The sequence below is a fragment of the Labrys sp. Lb11 genome, from assembly GCF_057554225.1.
In genome coordinates, this window is sequence record NZ_BAAJOT010000007.1 from 211326 (window position 1) to 226084 (window position 14759).

The following is a 14759-nucleotide window of genomic DNA, read 5'->3' on the forward strand; positions in this document are numbered from 1 at the left end:
CCGGGACGAGCCCGGCCATGAGCATCCGCGGCCGATGGACCCGCCTCACGCCTCCCGGGCGACCGGCACCGCCGGCCGGGCGCGGCGGGCGTCCAGGCTGAAGCTGCCGGCGCCGAAGGCGGCCACCTGCAGCAGGCCGCCGGCCATGGCGAGGTTCTTCAGGAAGTGGATCATCTGGTTCTGGTCGGCGAAGTTGGCGTGGAAGATCAGCGCCGTCGCCACCGAGAACACGGCCAGGGCCAGGGCGACGAGGCGGGTCTGATAGCCGAGGGCGAGCAGCAGGCCGCCGCCGAGCTCGACGGCGATGGCGACCACGAGGCCGAGCGTCGGCGCCGGCAGGCCGACCGAGGCGATATAGCCGATGGTCATGGCGGGCGCGGCGATCTTGCCGATGCCGCTGAAGACGAAGATCACGGCGATCAGCAGGCGGCCGATGGCGGGCAGATAGCGGGTATCGTTGAGCATGGACTGTTCCTTTGCGGTCTGGACGGCCGGACCTGGCGCGCTCCGCTTGCGACATGTGGCCCGGCGGCTCGTTCGGAGATGCCGCCGCGGCGGTGGTCCCGATTTCCGCAAAGACTATCGGCGATCTCACAGATCAGGAAAATAGGGATAATATCGACAAAACCGTTCGATAAATTGGAACGTCCATGCGTTCGCGCCGAACCGGTGCGCTCAATCCGCCGGCCACGGCGCCGGGCCTGGCCGTCCGAGCTTACGCTCTCCGATCCAGCCGGCGATCTCCCGGCCGATCACCGCTCTCGCGGTGACTGGAGGGATGCGCCGATGGACGGCCCCGTCAGGCTCCGCGGGGGGCGCCCTTGCCCGGCGCGGCCCGGCTGGCGGAGACGATGACGATGCCGGTGATCACGATCAGGCCGCCGGCGATCTCGCGCGCATCGACGCGCTCGCCGAGCACCGCCATGCCGATCAGCACGGTCCAGAACGGGATGAGATAGCTGTTCATCGAGCCGCGCGTCGGGCCGGCCGTGCGCAGGATATGCATGTAGAGCAGGATCGGCAGCGCCGTGGCGAAGATGCCGAAGGCGGCGAGCTCGAGGGCGTGCTGCGGCACCGCGGCGAAGGCGGCCGGTCCGCCCGTCGCCAGCACCAGTGCCAGGGTCGGCACGCCGGAGAACAATTGCTGGCCGAGCGCCAGCCGGGACGGCCGGGCATGGGGGATGCTGCGCACGTAGAGGCCGCCGATCGCATAGCTGACGGCGGTCGCCACCGTCGCCCAGATACCGAGGGCGCTGCCGCCGCCGCTCAACGCCGCGGGTCCGATCAGCACCGCCATGCCGACGAAGCCGGTGACCACGCCGAGGATGCGCCGGCCGGTCAGCCGCTCGTCCGGGAACAGGAGATGGGCCGCCACCGCCACCATGAGCGGGCTCGCCGCCGAGATGATGGCGGTCAGCCCGGTGGCGAGCTCTGACAGGGCGTAGACGGTCAGGGTGTTCGGGATCATGCCCTGGGTCATGCCGAGCACCAGCCAGTCCAGCCATTCGCGGCCGCGCGGCACGATGCTCTGGCGCTGGGTGAGGAACCAGGCGGCGATCAGGCCGCCGCCCATCAGCCCGCGCAGCGCGGCCACGGCCAGCGGCGACAGGTCGGCGCCGATCCACTTCATCAGCGGGAACGAGGTCGCCCACATGAACGAGCAGACCAGGAGCTGCAGCAGGAGCGGCGCCGACGCGGCCCGGGCCAGGCCGGTGCGCGGCCGCACCGTCGCGCCGGCAGAATCGGACAGGGCGAGATCGGGGTCGGACATGTCTCGGCTTCCCTCGGCGGCCCGGTGCATCCGGCCCTGTTGCGTGCGGCGACAATGCAGCGCATCGTGGTCTCGGAAAAGGACCACGAACTGCAAAAACGATGGAGCCAATTTTCGAGCTGGCGATCGAGCTGCCGGTCCGCGGCTCGCGCCGGCGCCTGCGCGGCCTGCACGCGCAGCTGCGGACGGCGATCCTCGACGGGCGCCTGCAGCCGGGCCTGCGCCTGCCGGCGACGCGCACGCTGTCGCACGCCCTCGGCCTGTCGCGCAACACCGTCGTCACCGCCTATGATCTGCTGCTCGGCGAGGGTTACCTCGTCGCCCGCCCCGGCGCCGGGACCTATGTCGCCGACGCGCTGCCGCATCCGCCCGCCACCGGCGCCGCGAGCGCTCCGCCGCCGCAAGACGACGAGCGCCTCGCCGCCGCCTGGCGCTCCCCCCGGCCCTCGATCGGCCCGGGCCCGTCGGCGCGCTTCGATTTCGGCCTCGGCACGCCCGACCAGGCACAGCTTCCCTTCGCCGTCTGGCGGCGCCTGTCGACGCGCGCGCTGCAGGCCCTGTCGAGGGTGCCGGCCTTCTATGGCGAGACGGAGGGCAGGCCGGCTCTGCGCGAGGCGATCGCCCGCCACGTCTCGGTCACCCGCGCCGTCGCCTGCCGGACGGAGGACATCGTCGTCACCGCCGGCGCCCAGCAGGCCTTCGACCTGCTGGCGCGCATCCTGGTCACGCCGGGGCGCACGCTCGTCGCCGTCGAGGACCCCGGCTATCCGCCGATGCGCGCCGCCTTCGCCGCGGCGGGCGCCACGATCGCCCCCGTGCCTGTGGACGAGGAGGGATTGCGGGTCGAGCGCCTGCCGGCCGAGGCACGTATCGTCTGCGTCACGCCCTCGCACCAGTTCCCGCTCGGCGTCGCCATGTCGCCCGGCCGGCGCGCCGCCCTGCTCGACTTCGCCCACCGGCGCGGCGCCGTCGTGATCGAGGACGACTACGACTGCGAGTTCCGCTTCGGCGGCCGGCCGCTCGACGCGCTGCAGACGCTCGATCGCGCCGCCACCGTGTTCTATGTCGGCACCTTTTCCAAGACCCTGACGCCGGCGCTGCGCCTCGGCTTCGTGGTCGTCCCGCCCTGGGCGCGGCAAGCCCTGGTCGCGGCCAAGAAGGTCGGCAGTTGGCTCAGCCCGGTGCTGGCCCAGGACACCCTGGCCGCCTTCATCGCCGAAGGGCATCTCGCCCGCCACGTCCGCCGCATGCGCAAGACCTATGGCGCGCGCCGGGCCGCGCTGCTGGAAGCGCTGGCGCGCCATGCCGGCGGCCGGCTCGAGCCGATACCGGGCAGCGCCGGCCTGCATCTGTCCGCCCGCCTCGCCGCGCCCGGCGCCGCCGAGGCCATGGCTGCGCGGGCGCTGGACCGGGGCGTCCGCGTCGAGCCGCTGCAGCGCTACGCGGTCGCCGGGATGCCGTGGGACGGCCTCGCCTTCAGCTATGGCACGGTGCCGGCGGCCGGCATGGACGAGGCCGCCCGCCTCCTCGCCGGCGTGCTATGAGCCCGGGCGGGACTTCGCGGGCGCACGCGCCGCTCGACGGGCGGCGGCGCGGTCGCGCGATCGCCTGTCCGGAGCTTATTCGGCGAGGCCGCCGAGGCGGATCAGCGCCGATCACACGCCCTGCCGCACGGCGACGAACCGCTTGCGATATTCCGCCGGCGTCACCCCGACATGCCGGGCGAATGCGCGCCGCAGCGTGTCCGCATCGGCAAAGCCGCACTGCGCGGCGACCTGCTTGGGCGCGTCCCGTCCCTGTTCGAGCAGCCGGCGCGCGGCATGCACGCGCGCCTCCTCGACCCAGCTCGCCGGCGTGACGCCGACCTCGCCGCGAAACAGCCGCGAGAAATGGCGCGGACTGAGGTCCATGCGCCTGGCGAGGTTCGCCACGCTGTGGTCGAGCGCCGGATTGGCCGCGACCCAGCGCTGGAGTTCCTGGAGGGCGGCGCGCCCGGCGGGCACGGCCTCCCCCTTGCGGCTGAACTGCATCTGCCCGCCGGGCCGCTTGAAGAACATCACCAGTTGGCTCGCCACACGCATGGCGAGGTCGCGGCCGAGATCTTCCTCGACCAGCGCGAGCGCCAGGTCGAGCCCGGCCGTGACCCCGGCCGCCGTCCGCACCGGACCATCGCCGACCTGGATCGCGTCCTCATCCACCATCACCCGCGGAAACTGCTTCGCGAGTTGCTCCGCCACGGCCCAATGCGTGGTCACGCGCCGGCCGTCGAGCAGGCCCGCCGCCGCGAGGAAGAAGGCGCCGCTGCACACCGAGCCATAGCGTCGCGCCCCCGGCGCCCGCCGCCGCAGCCAGTCGACCACGGCCCGGTCCGCCGGCACCGCGGCCGCGTTCGGGCAACCGGCGACGAGAAGCGTGTCGATGGGGTCCTCGAAATCGCGGTCGATGATCCGGTCCGGCATCAGCCGCGCCCCCGACGAGCTGCGGATCGGGCCCGGCTCGCCCGCCGCGACGAAGAGCCGATAGGCCTCGGCGCCGGCCTGAGCGTTGGCCTCGGCGAAGACGTCCAGCGGACCGGAAACGTCGAGAAGCTGCACGCCGGGCAGCGCGACCATCACAATCGTTTTCGCCTTTGCGTGCATTCGCGTCCGCCTCGGTCGGGGTTTGTCCGTTTTTGACGTATTACATCGATTGCAGACAAAACTATCCGGCTTCTATCATCCTGGCGAGCGAAAAAGCCAGGAGAAGAGGATGTCACCGATCGTCAAGGACGCCGCCGTTCCCGACAGCAAGCTGGCGCGGGCAATCACGGAGTATATCCGCGACACAGAGACGGAACTGCTCTTCAATCATTCGAGCCGCGTCTATCATTTCGGAGCGATCGCCGGCATTCATCGCGGGCTGACGTTCGACCGCGAGCTGCTCTACGCCGGCGCCATGTTCCACGACATCGGCTTGATGCCGAGCCATGCCAGCAAGGACGAGCGCTTTGAAGTCGACGGCGCCCATGCCGCCCGCGACTTCCTGTTGAGCCACGGCATTGCGGCGGAAGATGCCTACACCGTCTGGACCGCGATCGCCCTGCACACCACGCCGGGCGTGCCGGTTCACATGCACCCCGTCGTCGCCCTGGTGACCGCCGGCGTCGAGATGGACGTGCTCGGGCTCACCTACGACCAATATTCCGATGCCGAGCGCGAGGCCGTCGTCAGCGCCTTCCCGCGCACGCCGCGGTTCAAGGAAGACATCATCCAGGCCTTCTACGACGGCATCAAGCACCGGCCGGACACGACGTTCGGCAACGTCAAGGCCGATGTCATCGCCGACAAGGAGCCGCATGTCCATCGCGGCAATTTCTGCAGCGTCATCCGCCGCTCGCACTGGCACGGCTGAGGAGCCGTTCGCGACCACCCGCGACGCCGGCCGATCCCCTCCCCCCGGGCAAGTCGGATATGGCCGGCCTGCCTTCCGGCTTGTCGATCCCGGGACCATCCGGGATCGACGGGGAGGGAAGACGCAGGCATCGCGCCGTCCCCGGCGGGGACCGCGCCTCGCCCGCGGGACGCCCGCACGGACCCGATGTGCAGCACCTCTCCGCGAACGGCGCCCGGGCGTGTCAGATCCCGCGCTCGATGGCGATGGCCGTCGCCTCGCCGCCGCCGATGCACAGCGCGGCGACACCGCGCTTCAGGCCGTGGCGCTCCAGCGCGTGCAGCAGCGTCACGATCAGGCGGGCGCCGGTGGCGCCGATGGGGTGGCCGAGGGCGCAGGCGCCGCCATGCACGTTGAGCCGCTCGCGCGGAATGGCGAGGTCGCGCTGCGCCGCCATGGCCACGACGGCGAAGGCCTCGTTGATCTCGAACAGGTCGACTTCGCCGACGCTCCAGCCGACCTTGTCGAGCAGCTTGCGGATCGCCGGGATCGGCGCCGTCGTGTACCAGGCCGGCGCCTGGGCATGGCCGGCATGCCCCCGGATCCCGGCCAGGATCGGCAGCCCCTCGCGCTCGGCGATCGAACGCAGGGTCAGCACCAGGGCGGCGGCGCCGTCGGCATTGGCGGAGGAGCTTGCCGCGGTGATGGTGCCGTCCGCCTTGAAGGCGGGCTTCAGCGCCGGGATCTTCTCCGGCGAGACCTTGAGCGGGTGCTCGTCGTCGGCGACGAGGCTGTCGCCGCCCTTGCCGGCCACGGGCACCGGCGCGATCTCCGCCCGGAAGGCTCCGGTCTCGATCGCCCGGCGCGCCCGCGTCAGCGTCTCGACGGCAAAGGCGTCCTGGTCGGCGCGGCTGAACCGGTAGGCCTCGGCCGCCGCCTCGCCGAACTCGCCCATCGAGCGCCCCGTCTCGTAGGCGTCCTCCAGGCCGTCGAGCATCAGATGGTCGAAGATGCGGTCATGGCCGATGCGATAGCCCCCGCGCGCCTTCGCCAGCAGGTAGGGCGCGTTCGACATGGATTCCATGCCGCCGGCAACCAGGATCCCGGCCGTGCCGGCGGCGATCAGGTCGTGCGCCAGCATCGTCGCCTTCATGCCCGAGCCGCAGACCTTGTTGACCGTCGTGGCGCCGGCCGCGTCCGGCAGACCGGCGCCCCGGGCCGCCTGCCGCGCCGGCGCCTGGCCCTGCCCGGCCGGCAGCACGCAGCCCATCAGCACTTCCTCGACCCGGTCGGGCGGCAACGCGGCCCGTCCCAGCACGGCACGGATGACATGGGCGCCCAGGGCGGGCGCCGGCAGGCCGGCCAGCGCCCCCTGGAACCGGCCGAGCGGCGTGCGGGCGGCGGCAACGATGACCACCGGGTCGGCGGCAGGCATGGGAACCTCCATCAAATGTCGATCGATGGATCATATGGTGATCGCCGAGGCCGTCCGCCGCCATGACAGGCGACAAGGTCCCGCAGATCGACACCCGGAGCACCTGCCCCCGCACCGCGTTACGCCCGCCGCAGCATCACCTCCACCGGCCCGGTCAGGCGCGCGCGGTCCGCCGCCGGCCCGACCAGGATCTCGACCGCGCCCGGCTCGAACACGGGCTCCAGCCTGGGACCGAGGAAACGCAGATCCCGCGCCGGCAGCGACAGGCGCACCGTGCCGCGCTCGCCCGGCCCGAGGGCGATCTTGCCGAAGCCCTTCAGCTCCAGCACCGGCCGGGTCACGCTCGCCACCGTGTCGCGGGTGAACAGGAACACGGTCTCCTCGCCCGCATGCTCGCCCTCGTTGACGACGTCGACGCCGATCTCGATCGTGTCCTGCTCGGTCACGGCCTCGGGCGCGACCTTGAGGTTCGACAGGGCGAAGCGGCCATAGGAGAGGCCGTGGCCGAAGGGGAAGAGCGGCGAGTTCGGCACGTCCAGATATTTGCTGGTGTAATGGTCGTTCGGATTGTTGGGCCGGCCGGTCGGCCGCTCGCCGAAGAACACCGGGATCTGCCCCTCGACCCGCGGCCAGGCCATCGGCGTGCGCCCGCTCGGAGAGACCTTGCCGGTCAGCAGGTCGGCAATGGCGTTGCCGGCCTCGCAGCCGGGGAACCAGGCGGCCAGCAGCGCATCCGCCCGGCCGGCGAGGCGCGGGATCACCAGCGGGCGGCCGGAAAACAGCACCACCACCACGGGCTTGCCGAGCGCCTTGGCCCGGTCGAACACCGCATCGGCGAAGGCCTGCTGCAGGCCGGGTAGGCCGAGCATGGCGCGGCTCGCCGCCTCTCCGCTCATGGTCGCCCCCTCGCCCACGCATAGGACGATGGCGTCGGCGCTGTCGCACAGGGCCAGCGCCCTGGCGAGGTCCGGCGGGTCGCCGTCGTCGATGGGCACGCCCGGCGCGTGGTCGATCGCGACCCCGGGCAAGGCGGCATCGAGGCCGGCGAGCACGCTGACCTGGTCCTCCGCCACGGCGACGCCCCACCAGGGGCCGCGCATCTCGGCAGGGGCGTCGGCCAGCGGCCCGAGCAAGGCGATGCGCCGGACCGAGGCGGCGAGCGGCAGCGCCCCGCCCTCGTTCTTCAGCAGCACGGCCGAGCGCCCGGCGGCCTCGCGCGCGACCTGGCGCCGGCCGGCGAGCGCGCCTGCATCCTCCGGCACGGTGCCGCGCCGATAGGGATCGTCGAACAGGCCGAGCCGCTCCTTCAGCGTCAGGACCCGGCGCACCGCCTCGTCGATCTGCTCCTGCGCGACGAGGCCGCGCTTCAGCGCCTCGGGCAGGCCGTGGCGATAGCAATCCGCCATCATGTCGATGTCGATGCCCGCCTTGAGCGCCAGGGCCGCCGCCTCGACCTTGTCGGCGGCGATGCCGTGCTTGATCAGCTCGGCGACGGCGTTGTAGTCGCTGATGATCACGCCCTCGAAGCCCAGGCGCCCGCGCAGCCAGCCGCGCAGCAGCTCGACATGGGCCGACATCGGGATGCCGGCGAGGTCCGTGAAGGCCGGCATCACCGTCGCCACGCCGGCCGCCACCGCCGCCTCGAACGGCGGCAGGTACACCTCGTGCAGCGTGCGCTCGGAAATGTCGACCGAGGCATATTCGCGCCCCGCCGTCACCGGCCCGTAGGCGCAGTAATGCTTGGCGCAGGCGGCCATCGCGTCATGGGCGGCCAGCCCTCCGTCGCCCTGGATGCCGCGCACCTTGGCCCCGGCGATGCGCACGGCGAGCCAGGGATCCTCGCCCGGGCCTTCGACGCTGCGGCCCCAGCGCGGGTCGCGCGAGACGTCGAGCATCGGCGCGAAGGCGAGCGCCACCCCGTCGGCCGCCGCCTCCCTGGTCGCCTCGCGCGCCGTGCGCCGCCACAGGTCCGGGTCGAAGGCAGCGGCCTCGGCCAGCGGCACCGGAAAGGCGGTGCGATGGCCGTGGATGACGTCGAAGCAGATCAGCAGCGGAATCTTGAGGCGCGATTCCTCCACAGCCAGCCGCTGCATTTCTCGCACCGGCACCGGACCGAACAGGTTGAGCACGTTGCCGATGGCGCCGCTGCGGATCGCGTCGGTGGAATCGCCGGCGACGGTCGGCCCGGTGACGGCATAGCCCGCGCTGGTCATGGTGAGCTGGCCGAGCTTCTCCGGCAGCGTCATGGCGCCGAGCAGCGCATCGATCCGACTCATTGTCTTCCTCCGCCTTGTTTCCCTTATTACATAGACCCGTTGCCGGCGGTTTCTCCATCCCGCCTTTCCAGCCGGCGCCGAACTCCGCAGGAGGGCGACCAGACATGAGGAAGATGCAGGCAAACATCGCCGATGCCGCGTCCGACATCGAGGAAGCCGCCCATGCCGGCCTGGTGACGCAGCTCACCATGATGGTCGAGGCGCTGATGGCGTCCTCTGTCCGCAACACCCTGTTCGCGCTGGCGGGAGGCCTCATCCTCGTGGTCGGCGCCACGGCCTACGGCCAGATCCTGCTCAACGGCTGGAACCAGCCCTTCTACGACGCCCTGTCGCGGCGCGACCTGCCCGGCTTTCTCACCCAGCTCGGCGTGTTCGGCCTCATCGCCGGCTTCCTGCTGGTGCTCAACGTGGCGCAGCGCTGGCTCAACGAGATGAGCAAGCTGAAGCTGCGCGAGGGCCTGGTCGACGATCTCATCAACCAGTGGCTGGTGCCCGGCCGGGCCTTCCGCCTCGCCAATGCCGGGCCGATCGGCGTCAATCCCGACCAGCGCATGCACGAGGATGCGCGCCATCTCACCGAGCTCTCGGCCGATCTCGGCATCGGGCTCCTGCAGGCTTCCATCCTGCTGGCGAGCTTCGTCGGCGTCTTGTGGATGCTCTCCTCGGGCTTCGTCTTCCACATCGGCGGCCGGGATATCTCGATCCCCGGCTACATGGTCTGGTGCGCCGTCATCTATGCCGGCTCGGCCTCGCTGGCCAGCTATTGGGTCGGGCGACGCCTGGTGCCCCAGAACTCCGAGCGCTATGCCCGCGAAGCGGATCTGCGCTTCTCGCTGATGCGGGTCAACGAGCACATCGACGCCATCGCGCTGGCACGCGGCGAGGCGGACGAGCGCCGCCGCCTGCGGATCGACGTCGACGCCGTCCTCACGGCCATGCGGCATCTCCTGCTCGGCCTCACCAACCTGACCTGGATCACCTCCGGCTATGGCTGGTTCACCCTGGTTGCGCCGATCCTCGTCGCCGCGCCGGTCTATTTCGCCGGAAACCTGTCCTTCGGCGGCCTGATGGTGGCCGTCGGCGCCTTCAACCAGGTGCAGTCGTCGCTGCGCTGGTTCGTCGACAATTTCAGCACCATCGCCGACTGGCGCGCGACGCTGCTGCGCGTCGCCAGCTTCCGCAGCGCGGTGATGACCACCGACGTGCTGCATAAGGTCGAATGCCGCATCGAAATCGCCGAAGGCGAGCCCGGCACCTTCGGCATCGAGGGCCTGGAGATCGCCTCGCCCAGCGGCTGCACCCTGCTCAAGGAGACAGACGTCAAGATCAAGGCGGGCGACCGCGTGCTGATCGTCGGCGAATCCGGCACCGGCAAGACGCTGCTGTTCCGCGCCCTGGCGGGGCTGTGGCCCTGGGGCGCCGGCACCATCCGCCGGCCGCGCGGCGAGGACATCCTCTACATGCCGCGCACGCCCTACCTGCCGCCCGGCACGCTCCGAGAGGTCCTGGCCTATCCCGCCAAGACCGACAGCTTCGAGCAGGGCGCCTATCCCGACGCCCTGTCGCTGCTCGGCCTCGACCATCTCATGCCGATGCTCGACGTCTCCAAGCGCTGGGACCGGGAGCTCGCCGACGACGACCAGCAGGCCGTGGCCTTCGCCCGGCTGCTGCTGCACCGGCCGGCCTGGGCGCTGATCGACGAAGTGCTGGATTCGATCGAGGAGGAGACACACGAACGCATCGTCGATATCCTGGCCAAGGATCTGCAGCATACCGGCGTGATTCACATCGGCCGGGCCGAGACTCACGACCACGTGTTCTCGCGCGTGCTGCACCTGATCAAGAATCCGGAGACACGGCAGCTGCCGGCGCGCCAGCGGGAGAAGACAACGCCGGTGAGAGCCGGCAGGACCAGAAGAACCGTCAGCTGAAGGAGCATCGGGGGCGTCATGGCGAAGTCGGCACAGATGCTGGCGCTGTCATTCCTCTCCCCTCTCCGCTTCGCGTCGCAAGGGGTTGACGATTTGAAGCCCCCTGAAGTCTTTCTCGTTGTCCGTGACCACCACGCAGTCGTTCGCTCCGGCAACAGCCGCTATGATCATATCGAGCGCACTGCGCGGGCGACCTGCGGCCGTGCCTTCAGCCATCAACCGGGCCCAGATCAGGGCCGCCTTGTCATCGAAGGAGAGGATACGGCCAGCGAACAGCCCTTGAGGGCCCTCCGGCCCCGAGAACCAGATGTCGAGTGCGTCCCGCTTCTTGCCACGCGGCTTTTCGAGAATGCCGCGCCGGATTTCGGCAATCGTCAGCGAAGCCACGAACAGATCTTCGTCGCGTTGCCCAGCCCACCAGGCCAGCAGCATGTCCGACGGCTGAGGCTTGACGATGCTACTGATGATATTGGTGTCGAGAAGATAGCGCGTCACAGATCGACCCTGCGCCCTTTCTCGCGCGGACGCGACAGATCGAGATCGGCCCCGACCAGCGGCGAGCGGCGCAGGGCGGACAGGATACCGCCGGACTTGGGAGGCTCGCCCGCCACAAGGGCCTTCACCGCTTGCCGGGCTTGCTCCGCGTCCGGCCCTTCCTCCGCCAGATGTCGCGCAAGCGAGCGAATAAGGTCACGGTCGGACTCCAGCGCCATGACCTCAAAGCGCTTGAAGCCGCGCTGCGTCAGGCGCGCGCGGTAGTTCCGGATCGCTCTCTTCTGTGCAGCGTTGCCCATGGTTGGCCCCATATTATCGGCTCGCCCATACTATATCCAGATATATGACCGTTTTCCGCAACACCAACAAGGGGCTCCATGACAGCAGGGCGTTGGATTCGATCGAGGGGAGACGCACGAACGCATCGTCGATATCCTGGCCAAGGCCCCGCGGCACACCGGCGTGATTCACATCGGCCGGGTCGGGACCCACGACCCCTTGGTCTCGCGCATGCTGGACCTGATCAGGAATCCGCAGTCGCAGCAGCTGCCGTGACTGCGGGAGAAGACAACGCCGGCCAGATCCGGCAGAATCAGAAGAGCTGTCAGCTGAAGGAGCATCGGGGGCGTCATGGCGAAGTCCGACAAGCCGAAGTCGCAGGAAAAGGGCGGGTCCGCCGGCAAGGCCGCCGGCATGACGCCGGCCCAGCTGGCCGCCCTGCCGGACGAGGCGCTGCTCGATGCCGTCCAGCACCAGACCTTCCGCTTCTTCTGGGAGGGCTCCCACCCGGTCAGCGGCCTGGCGCCCGACCGGCGCACCGCCCACGATCCGCTGCCCGACGACCTCACCGCCATCGGCGGCTCGGGCTTCGGCGTCATGGCCTGGATCGTCGCGGTCGAGCGCGGCTGGATCACCCGGGCCGAGGCGCTGGACCGGCTGTGGCGCATGCTGGAGGTGCTCACCCGCGCCACCTGCTATCACGGCGTCTACCCGCACTTCATGAACGGGGCGACCGGCGCTACCATCCCGTTCAGCCGCAAGGACGATGGCGGCGACCTGGTCGAGACCTCCTATCTGATGATGGGCCTGCTCTGCGCCCGGCAATATTTCGACCGCGACACGCCCGAGGAAGACCGGGTGCGCCGGCGTATCTCCATCCTCTGGGGCGAGGTGGAGTGGGACTGGCACCTGCGCGACGGGCGCAAGGTGCTCGCCTGGCACTGGAGCCCGAACAATGGCTGGGCGCTCGACCACGAGATCCGCGGCTGGAACGAGTGCCTGATCACCTATGTCCTGGCCGCCGCGGCGCCGCGCTATCCGATGACCCCGCTCGCCTATCACCGCGGCTATGCCACCGGCCGCGACTTTCTCAACGGCAAGAGCTATTACGGCATCGAGCTGCCGCTGGGCGTGCCCTACGGCGGCCCGCTGTTCTTCACCCATTATTCCTTCCTCGGCCTCGACCCGCACGGCCTGAAGGACCGCTATGCCGACTATTGGCAGCAGAACCTCGCCCATGCGCGCATCAACCACGCCCACTGCGCCGCCAATCCGCACGGCCACAAGGGCTACGGCCCGGCGTGCTGGGGCCTGACCGCCAGCGACGACCCAGCCGGCTATGCCGCCCACGCCCCGGACGGCGACAACGACAACGGCACCATCTCGCCCACCGCGGCGCTGTCGAGCTTCCCCTACACGCCGAAGGAATCGATGGCGGCGCTGCGCCATTTCCTCGGCGCCCACGGCGAGCGGGCCTGGGGCCGCTTCGGCTTCGTCGACGCCTTCAACGAGGGCCGGGACTGGTATGCCGAGACGTTCCTGGCCATCGACCAGGGGCCGATCGTCATCATGATCGAGAACCACCGCACCGGCCTCCTCTGGAAGCTGTTCATGAGCGTGCCGGAGGTGCGCGAGGGCCTGCGCCGGCTCGACTTCGCCAGCCCCTGGCTCGACGCGCCAGTCGCCTGATGAGCGACCTCGACACCAGGATCGAGCGGCAATATCGCCGGGCCGCGGCGGCGATGCTGCGCAGCGTCTCGCCGCTCGGCGTGGTCAAGCCGCGCCCCGGCTTCGGCCAGACCGTCACCGCTCGCGCCGGCGCCGTCGTCGCCTCGCCGGTGCTCGGCTCCTACGACCCCGATCCCGACTATTTCTTCCACTGGCACCGCGACGGCGCCGTGGTGATGGACGCGGTCCGCCGGCTCCATGCCGACGGCACCCTCGGCACGATCGCCCCGCACTATTTCGCCGATTTCATCCGCTTCAACCGGGCCCTGGCCGATCTCGACGGCCGGCGCCTGGCGGACGATCCGACCTGGCGCGGGCGCGTCGCGCCGGACTTCGTCAAGTTCCTGCGCACCGACGCCGACCTCGGCGCCGTCCATGGCGAGGCGGTGGCCGCCGAGACGCGCGTCAATGCCGACGGCAGCCTCGACATCTCCAGCTGGCCGCGCCCGCAGGCCGACGGGCCGGCCCTGCGCGCGCTCACCGTGCTGCGCTGGCTCGGCTCGGGCGCCCCCCTTCCGGCCGATGTCGCCGCCGAGGCCGCGGCGCTGCTGCATGCCGACCTCGCCTTCACTCTCGGGCGCTGGCGCCAACCGAGCTACGACATCTGGGAGGAGGAAAGCGGCCTGCACTACTACACCCTGCGCCTCCAGGCCACCGCCCTGGGGGCGGCCGAGCCCTGGCTGCGCCGGCGGGCCGAAACCGGCCTCGCCGACACCTGCGCCGACGAGGCGGCGGCGATCCGCCGGCTGCTCGAGGGGTTCTGGCTCGAGGACGAGGGCTTCTACGCCTCGCGCCGCCTCGAAGGCGGCGCGCGCTCGAGCAAGGAGCTCGACGTCGCCGTGATCCTGTCGGCGATCCATTCGGACGGCGACGGACCGGCGCCCGCCGGCCTCGACCCGCGCATGCACCGGACGCTCGCGCGGCTGGAGGCCCTGTTCGACATCGCCCTCGCCATCAACCACGCCCGCCCGCCCGGCCGCGCCCCGGCCCTCGGCCGCTACGGCGGCGATGTCTACTACAGGGGCGGCGCCTGGTATGTGGCGACGCTGGCGGCGGCCGAGTTCCTCTACGGCGCCGCCGCGGCCGGCCATGCCGATGCCGCGGCGCTGCTGCAGCGGGGCGACGCCTTCGTCGAGACGGCGCTGGCGTTCATCCCCGAGGACGGCTCCATGTCCGAGCAGTTCGACCGGGACACCGGCGAGCCGATCTCGGCCAAGCACCTGGCCTGGAGCTACGCCGCCTTCATCTCCTGCACCGCGGCGCGGCGGGCGGCGCTCGGCCGATGATCGAGGCCTGGCAGCTCTCCGCCGGCATGGCGCCGGCGGCGGTCGGCAGCCGGCTGGGGCGGCGGCTGCCGGCCCTGCTCATCCGCGGCCTGATCGTCACCGTCGGACTGGCGACGTCGATCGCCTTCTTCCTGAAGAGCTGAGCGGACCGGCCCCGCCCGCTTCCCCTCCAACCAAGCTGGAGACGCA

Annotated in this window: 13 protein-coding genes; 6 read left to right on the forward strand and 7 right to left on the reverse strand. The window is 70.8% G+C overall.

Annotated features, from left to right (window positions below; all coding sequences use genetic code 11):
• Positions 1-45 precede the first annotated feature (45 nt).
• Positions 46-465: a DoxX family protein gene (locus AC27L4_RS26030; RefSeq protein WP_487145442.1), complete on the reverse strand. Its 420-nt coding sequence runs from the start codon at positions 463-465 to the stop codon at positions 46-48.
• 334 nt (positions 466-799) lie between these two features.
• Positions 800-1771, reverse strand: coding sequence for a DMT family transporter (locus AC27L4_RS26035; RefSeq protein ID WP_487145443.1), 972 nt, complete (start codon positions 1769-1771; stop codon positions 800-802).
• Between the two features lie 101 nt (positions 1772-1872).
• Here AC27L4_RS26035 and pdxR point away from each other — a divergent pair, with 101 nt between their 5' ends.
• A complete protein-coding gene (pdxR, locus tag AC27L4_RS26040) occupies positions 1873-3315 on the forward strand; it encodes a MocR-like pyridoxine biosynthesis transcription factor PdxR (RefSeq protein ID WP_487145445.1) in 1443 nt (480 codons plus the stop codon).
• Positions 3316-3426: 111 nt separating this feature from the next.
• On the opposite strand, the gene AC27L4_RS26045 is transcribed toward pdxR, so the two are convergent.
• Positions 3427-4383 carry a GlxA family transcriptional regulator gene (locus AC27L4_RS26045; RefSeq protein WP_487145446.1) on the reverse strand — a complete coding sequence of 319 codons (957 nt, stop codon included), beginning with the start codon at positions 4381-4383 and terminating at the stop codon, positions 3427-3429.
• A gap of 136 nt (positions 4384-4519) precedes the next feature.
• Here AC27L4_RS26045 and AC27L4_RS26050 point away from each other — a divergent pair, with 136 nt between their 5' ends.
• Positions 4520-5161: an HD domain-containing protein gene (locus tag AC27L4_RS26050; protein ID WP_487145448.1), complete on the forward strand. Its 642-nt coding sequence runs from the start codon at positions 4520-4522 to the stop codon at positions 5159-5161.
• A 223-nt stretch (positions 5162-5384) separates the two neighbouring features.
• On the opposite strand, the gene AC27L4_RS26055 is transcribed toward AC27L4_RS26050, so the two are convergent.
• Together AC27L4_RS26055 and AC27L4_RS26060 are read right to left on the reverse strand one after the other, a co-directional pair.
• The gene (locus AC27L4_RS26055) at positions 5385-6575 is read right to left on the reverse strand and encodes an acetyl-CoA C-acyltransferase (RefSeq protein ID WP_487145449.1); all 1191 of its coding nucleotides are present in this window, start codon (positions 6573-6575) and stop codon (positions 5385-5387) included.
• Positions 6576-6694: 119 nt separating this feature from the next.
• A complete protein-coding gene (locus AC27L4_RS26060) occupies positions 6695-8851 on the reverse strand; it encodes a glycoside hydrolase family 3 N-terminal domain-containing protein (protein ID WP_487145451.1) in 2157 nt (718 codons plus the stop codon).
• Positions 8852-8955: 104 nt separating this feature from the next.
• On the opposite strand from AC27L4_RS26060, the gene AC27L4_RS26065 reads away from it, so the two are divergent.
• Positions 8956-10782, forward strand: a complete 1827-nt coding sequence (locus AC27L4_RS26065) for an ABC transporter ATP-binding protein/permease (protein WP_487145452.1) — start codon at positions 8956-8958, stop codon at positions 10780-10782.
• A gap of 48 nt (positions 10783-10830) precedes the next feature.
• On the opposite strand, the gene AC27L4_RS26070 is transcribed toward AC27L4_RS26065, so the two are convergent.
• Together AC27L4_RS26070 and AC27L4_RS26075 are read right to left on the reverse strand one after the other, a co-directional pair.
• Positions 10831-11277: a PIN domain-containing protein gene (locus AC27L4_RS26070; protein ID WP_487145453.1), complete on the reverse strand. Its 447-nt coding sequence runs from the start codon at positions 11275-11277 to the stop codon at positions 10831-10833.
• The gene (locus AC27L4_RS26075; RefSeq protein ID WP_487145454.1) at positions 11274-11576 is read right to left on the reverse strand and encodes a hypothetical protein; all 303 of its coding nucleotides are present in this window, start codon (positions 11574-11576) and stop codon (positions 11274-11276) included. The genes AC27L4_RS26070 and AC27L4_RS26075 overlap by 4 nt, the downstream gene beginning before the upstream one ends.
• Positions 11577-11907: 331 nt before the next feature.
• Here AC27L4_RS26075 and AC27L4_RS26080 point away from each other — a divergent pair, with 331 nt between their 5' ends.
• The 3 genes from AC27L4_RS26080 to AC27L4_RS26090 are packed head-to-tail and all read left to right on the forward strand — an operon-like array spanning position 11908 to position 14713.
• Positions 11908-13245, forward strand: a complete 1338-nt coding sequence (locus tag AC27L4_RS26080; RefSeq protein WP_487145455.1) for a glucoamylase family protein — start codon at positions 11908-11910, stop codon at positions 13243-13245.
• The gene (locus AC27L4_RS26085; protein WP_487145457.1) at positions 13245-14570 is read left to right on the forward strand and encodes a glycoside hydrolase family 15 protein; all 1326 of its coding nucleotides are present in this window, start codon (positions 13245-13247) and stop codon (positions 14568-14570) included. Before AC27L4_RS26080 ends, AC27L4_RS26085 begins: the two co-directional genes overlap by 1 nt.
• A complete protein-coding gene (locus AC27L4_RS26090; protein WP_487145458.1) occupies positions 14567-14713 on the forward strand; it encodes a hypothetical protein in 147 nt (48 codons plus the stop codon). The genes AC27L4_RS26085 and AC27L4_RS26090 overlap by 4 nt, the downstream gene beginning before the upstream one ends.
• Positions 14714-14759: the final 46 nt, after the last annotated feature.

What these genes read in the sequence shown, in the direction of transcription:
- AC27L4_RS26055 (WP_487145449.1), bottom strand. Translation starts at nt 6,575, where the DNA reads ATGCCTGCCGCCGACCCGGTGGTCATCGTTGCCGCCGCCCGCACGCCG.
- AC27L4_RS26080 (WP_487145455.1), top strand. Translation starts at nt 11,908, where the DNA reads ATGGCGAAGTCCGACAAGCCGAAGTCGCAGGAAAAGGGCGGGTCCGCC.
- AC27L4_RS26065 (WP_487145452.1), top strand. Translation starts at nt 8,956, where the DNA reads ATGAGGAAGATGCAGGCAAACATCGCCGATGCCGCGTCCGACATCGAG.
- AC27L4_RS26090 (WP_487145458.1), top strand. Translation starts at nt 14,567, where the DNA reads ATGATCGAGGCCTGGCAGCTCTCCGCCGGCATGGCGCCGGCGGCGGTC.
- AC27L4_RS26050 (WP_487145448.1), top strand. Translation starts at nt 4,520, where the DNA reads ATGTCACCGATCGTCAAGGACGCCGCCGTTCCCGACAGCAAGCTGGCG.
- AC27L4_RS26085 (WP_487145457.1), top strand. Translation starts at nt 13,245, where the DNA reads ATGAGCGACCTCGACACCAGGATCGAGCGGCAATATCGCCGGGCCGCG.
- AC27L4_RS26060 (WP_487145451.1), bottom strand. Translation starts at nt 8,851, where the DNA reads ATGAGTCGGATCGATGCGCTGCTCGGCGCCATGACGCTGCCGGAGAAG.
- AC27L4_RS26035 (WP_487145443.1), bottom strand. Translation starts at nt 1,771, where the DNA reads ATGTCCGACCCCGATCTCGCCCTGTCCGATTCTGCCGGCGCGACGGTG.
- AC27L4_RS26075 (WP_487145454.1), bottom strand. Translation starts at nt 11,576, where the DNA reads ATGGGCAACGCTGCACAGAAGAGAGCGATCCGGAACTACCGCGCGCGC.
- AC27L4_RS26045 (WP_487145446.1), bottom strand. Translation starts at nt 4,383, where the DNA reads ATGGTCGCGCTGCCCGGCGTGCAGCTTCTCGACGTTTCCGGTCCGCTG.
- pdxR (WP_487145445.1), top strand. Translation starts at nt 1,873, where the DNA reads ATGGAGCCAATTTTCGAGCTGGCGATCGAGCTGCCGGTCCGCGGCTCG.
- AC27L4_RS26030 (WP_487145442.1), bottom strand. Translation starts at nt 465, where the DNA reads ATGCTCAACGATACCCGCTATCTGCCCGCCATCGGCCGCCTGCTGATC.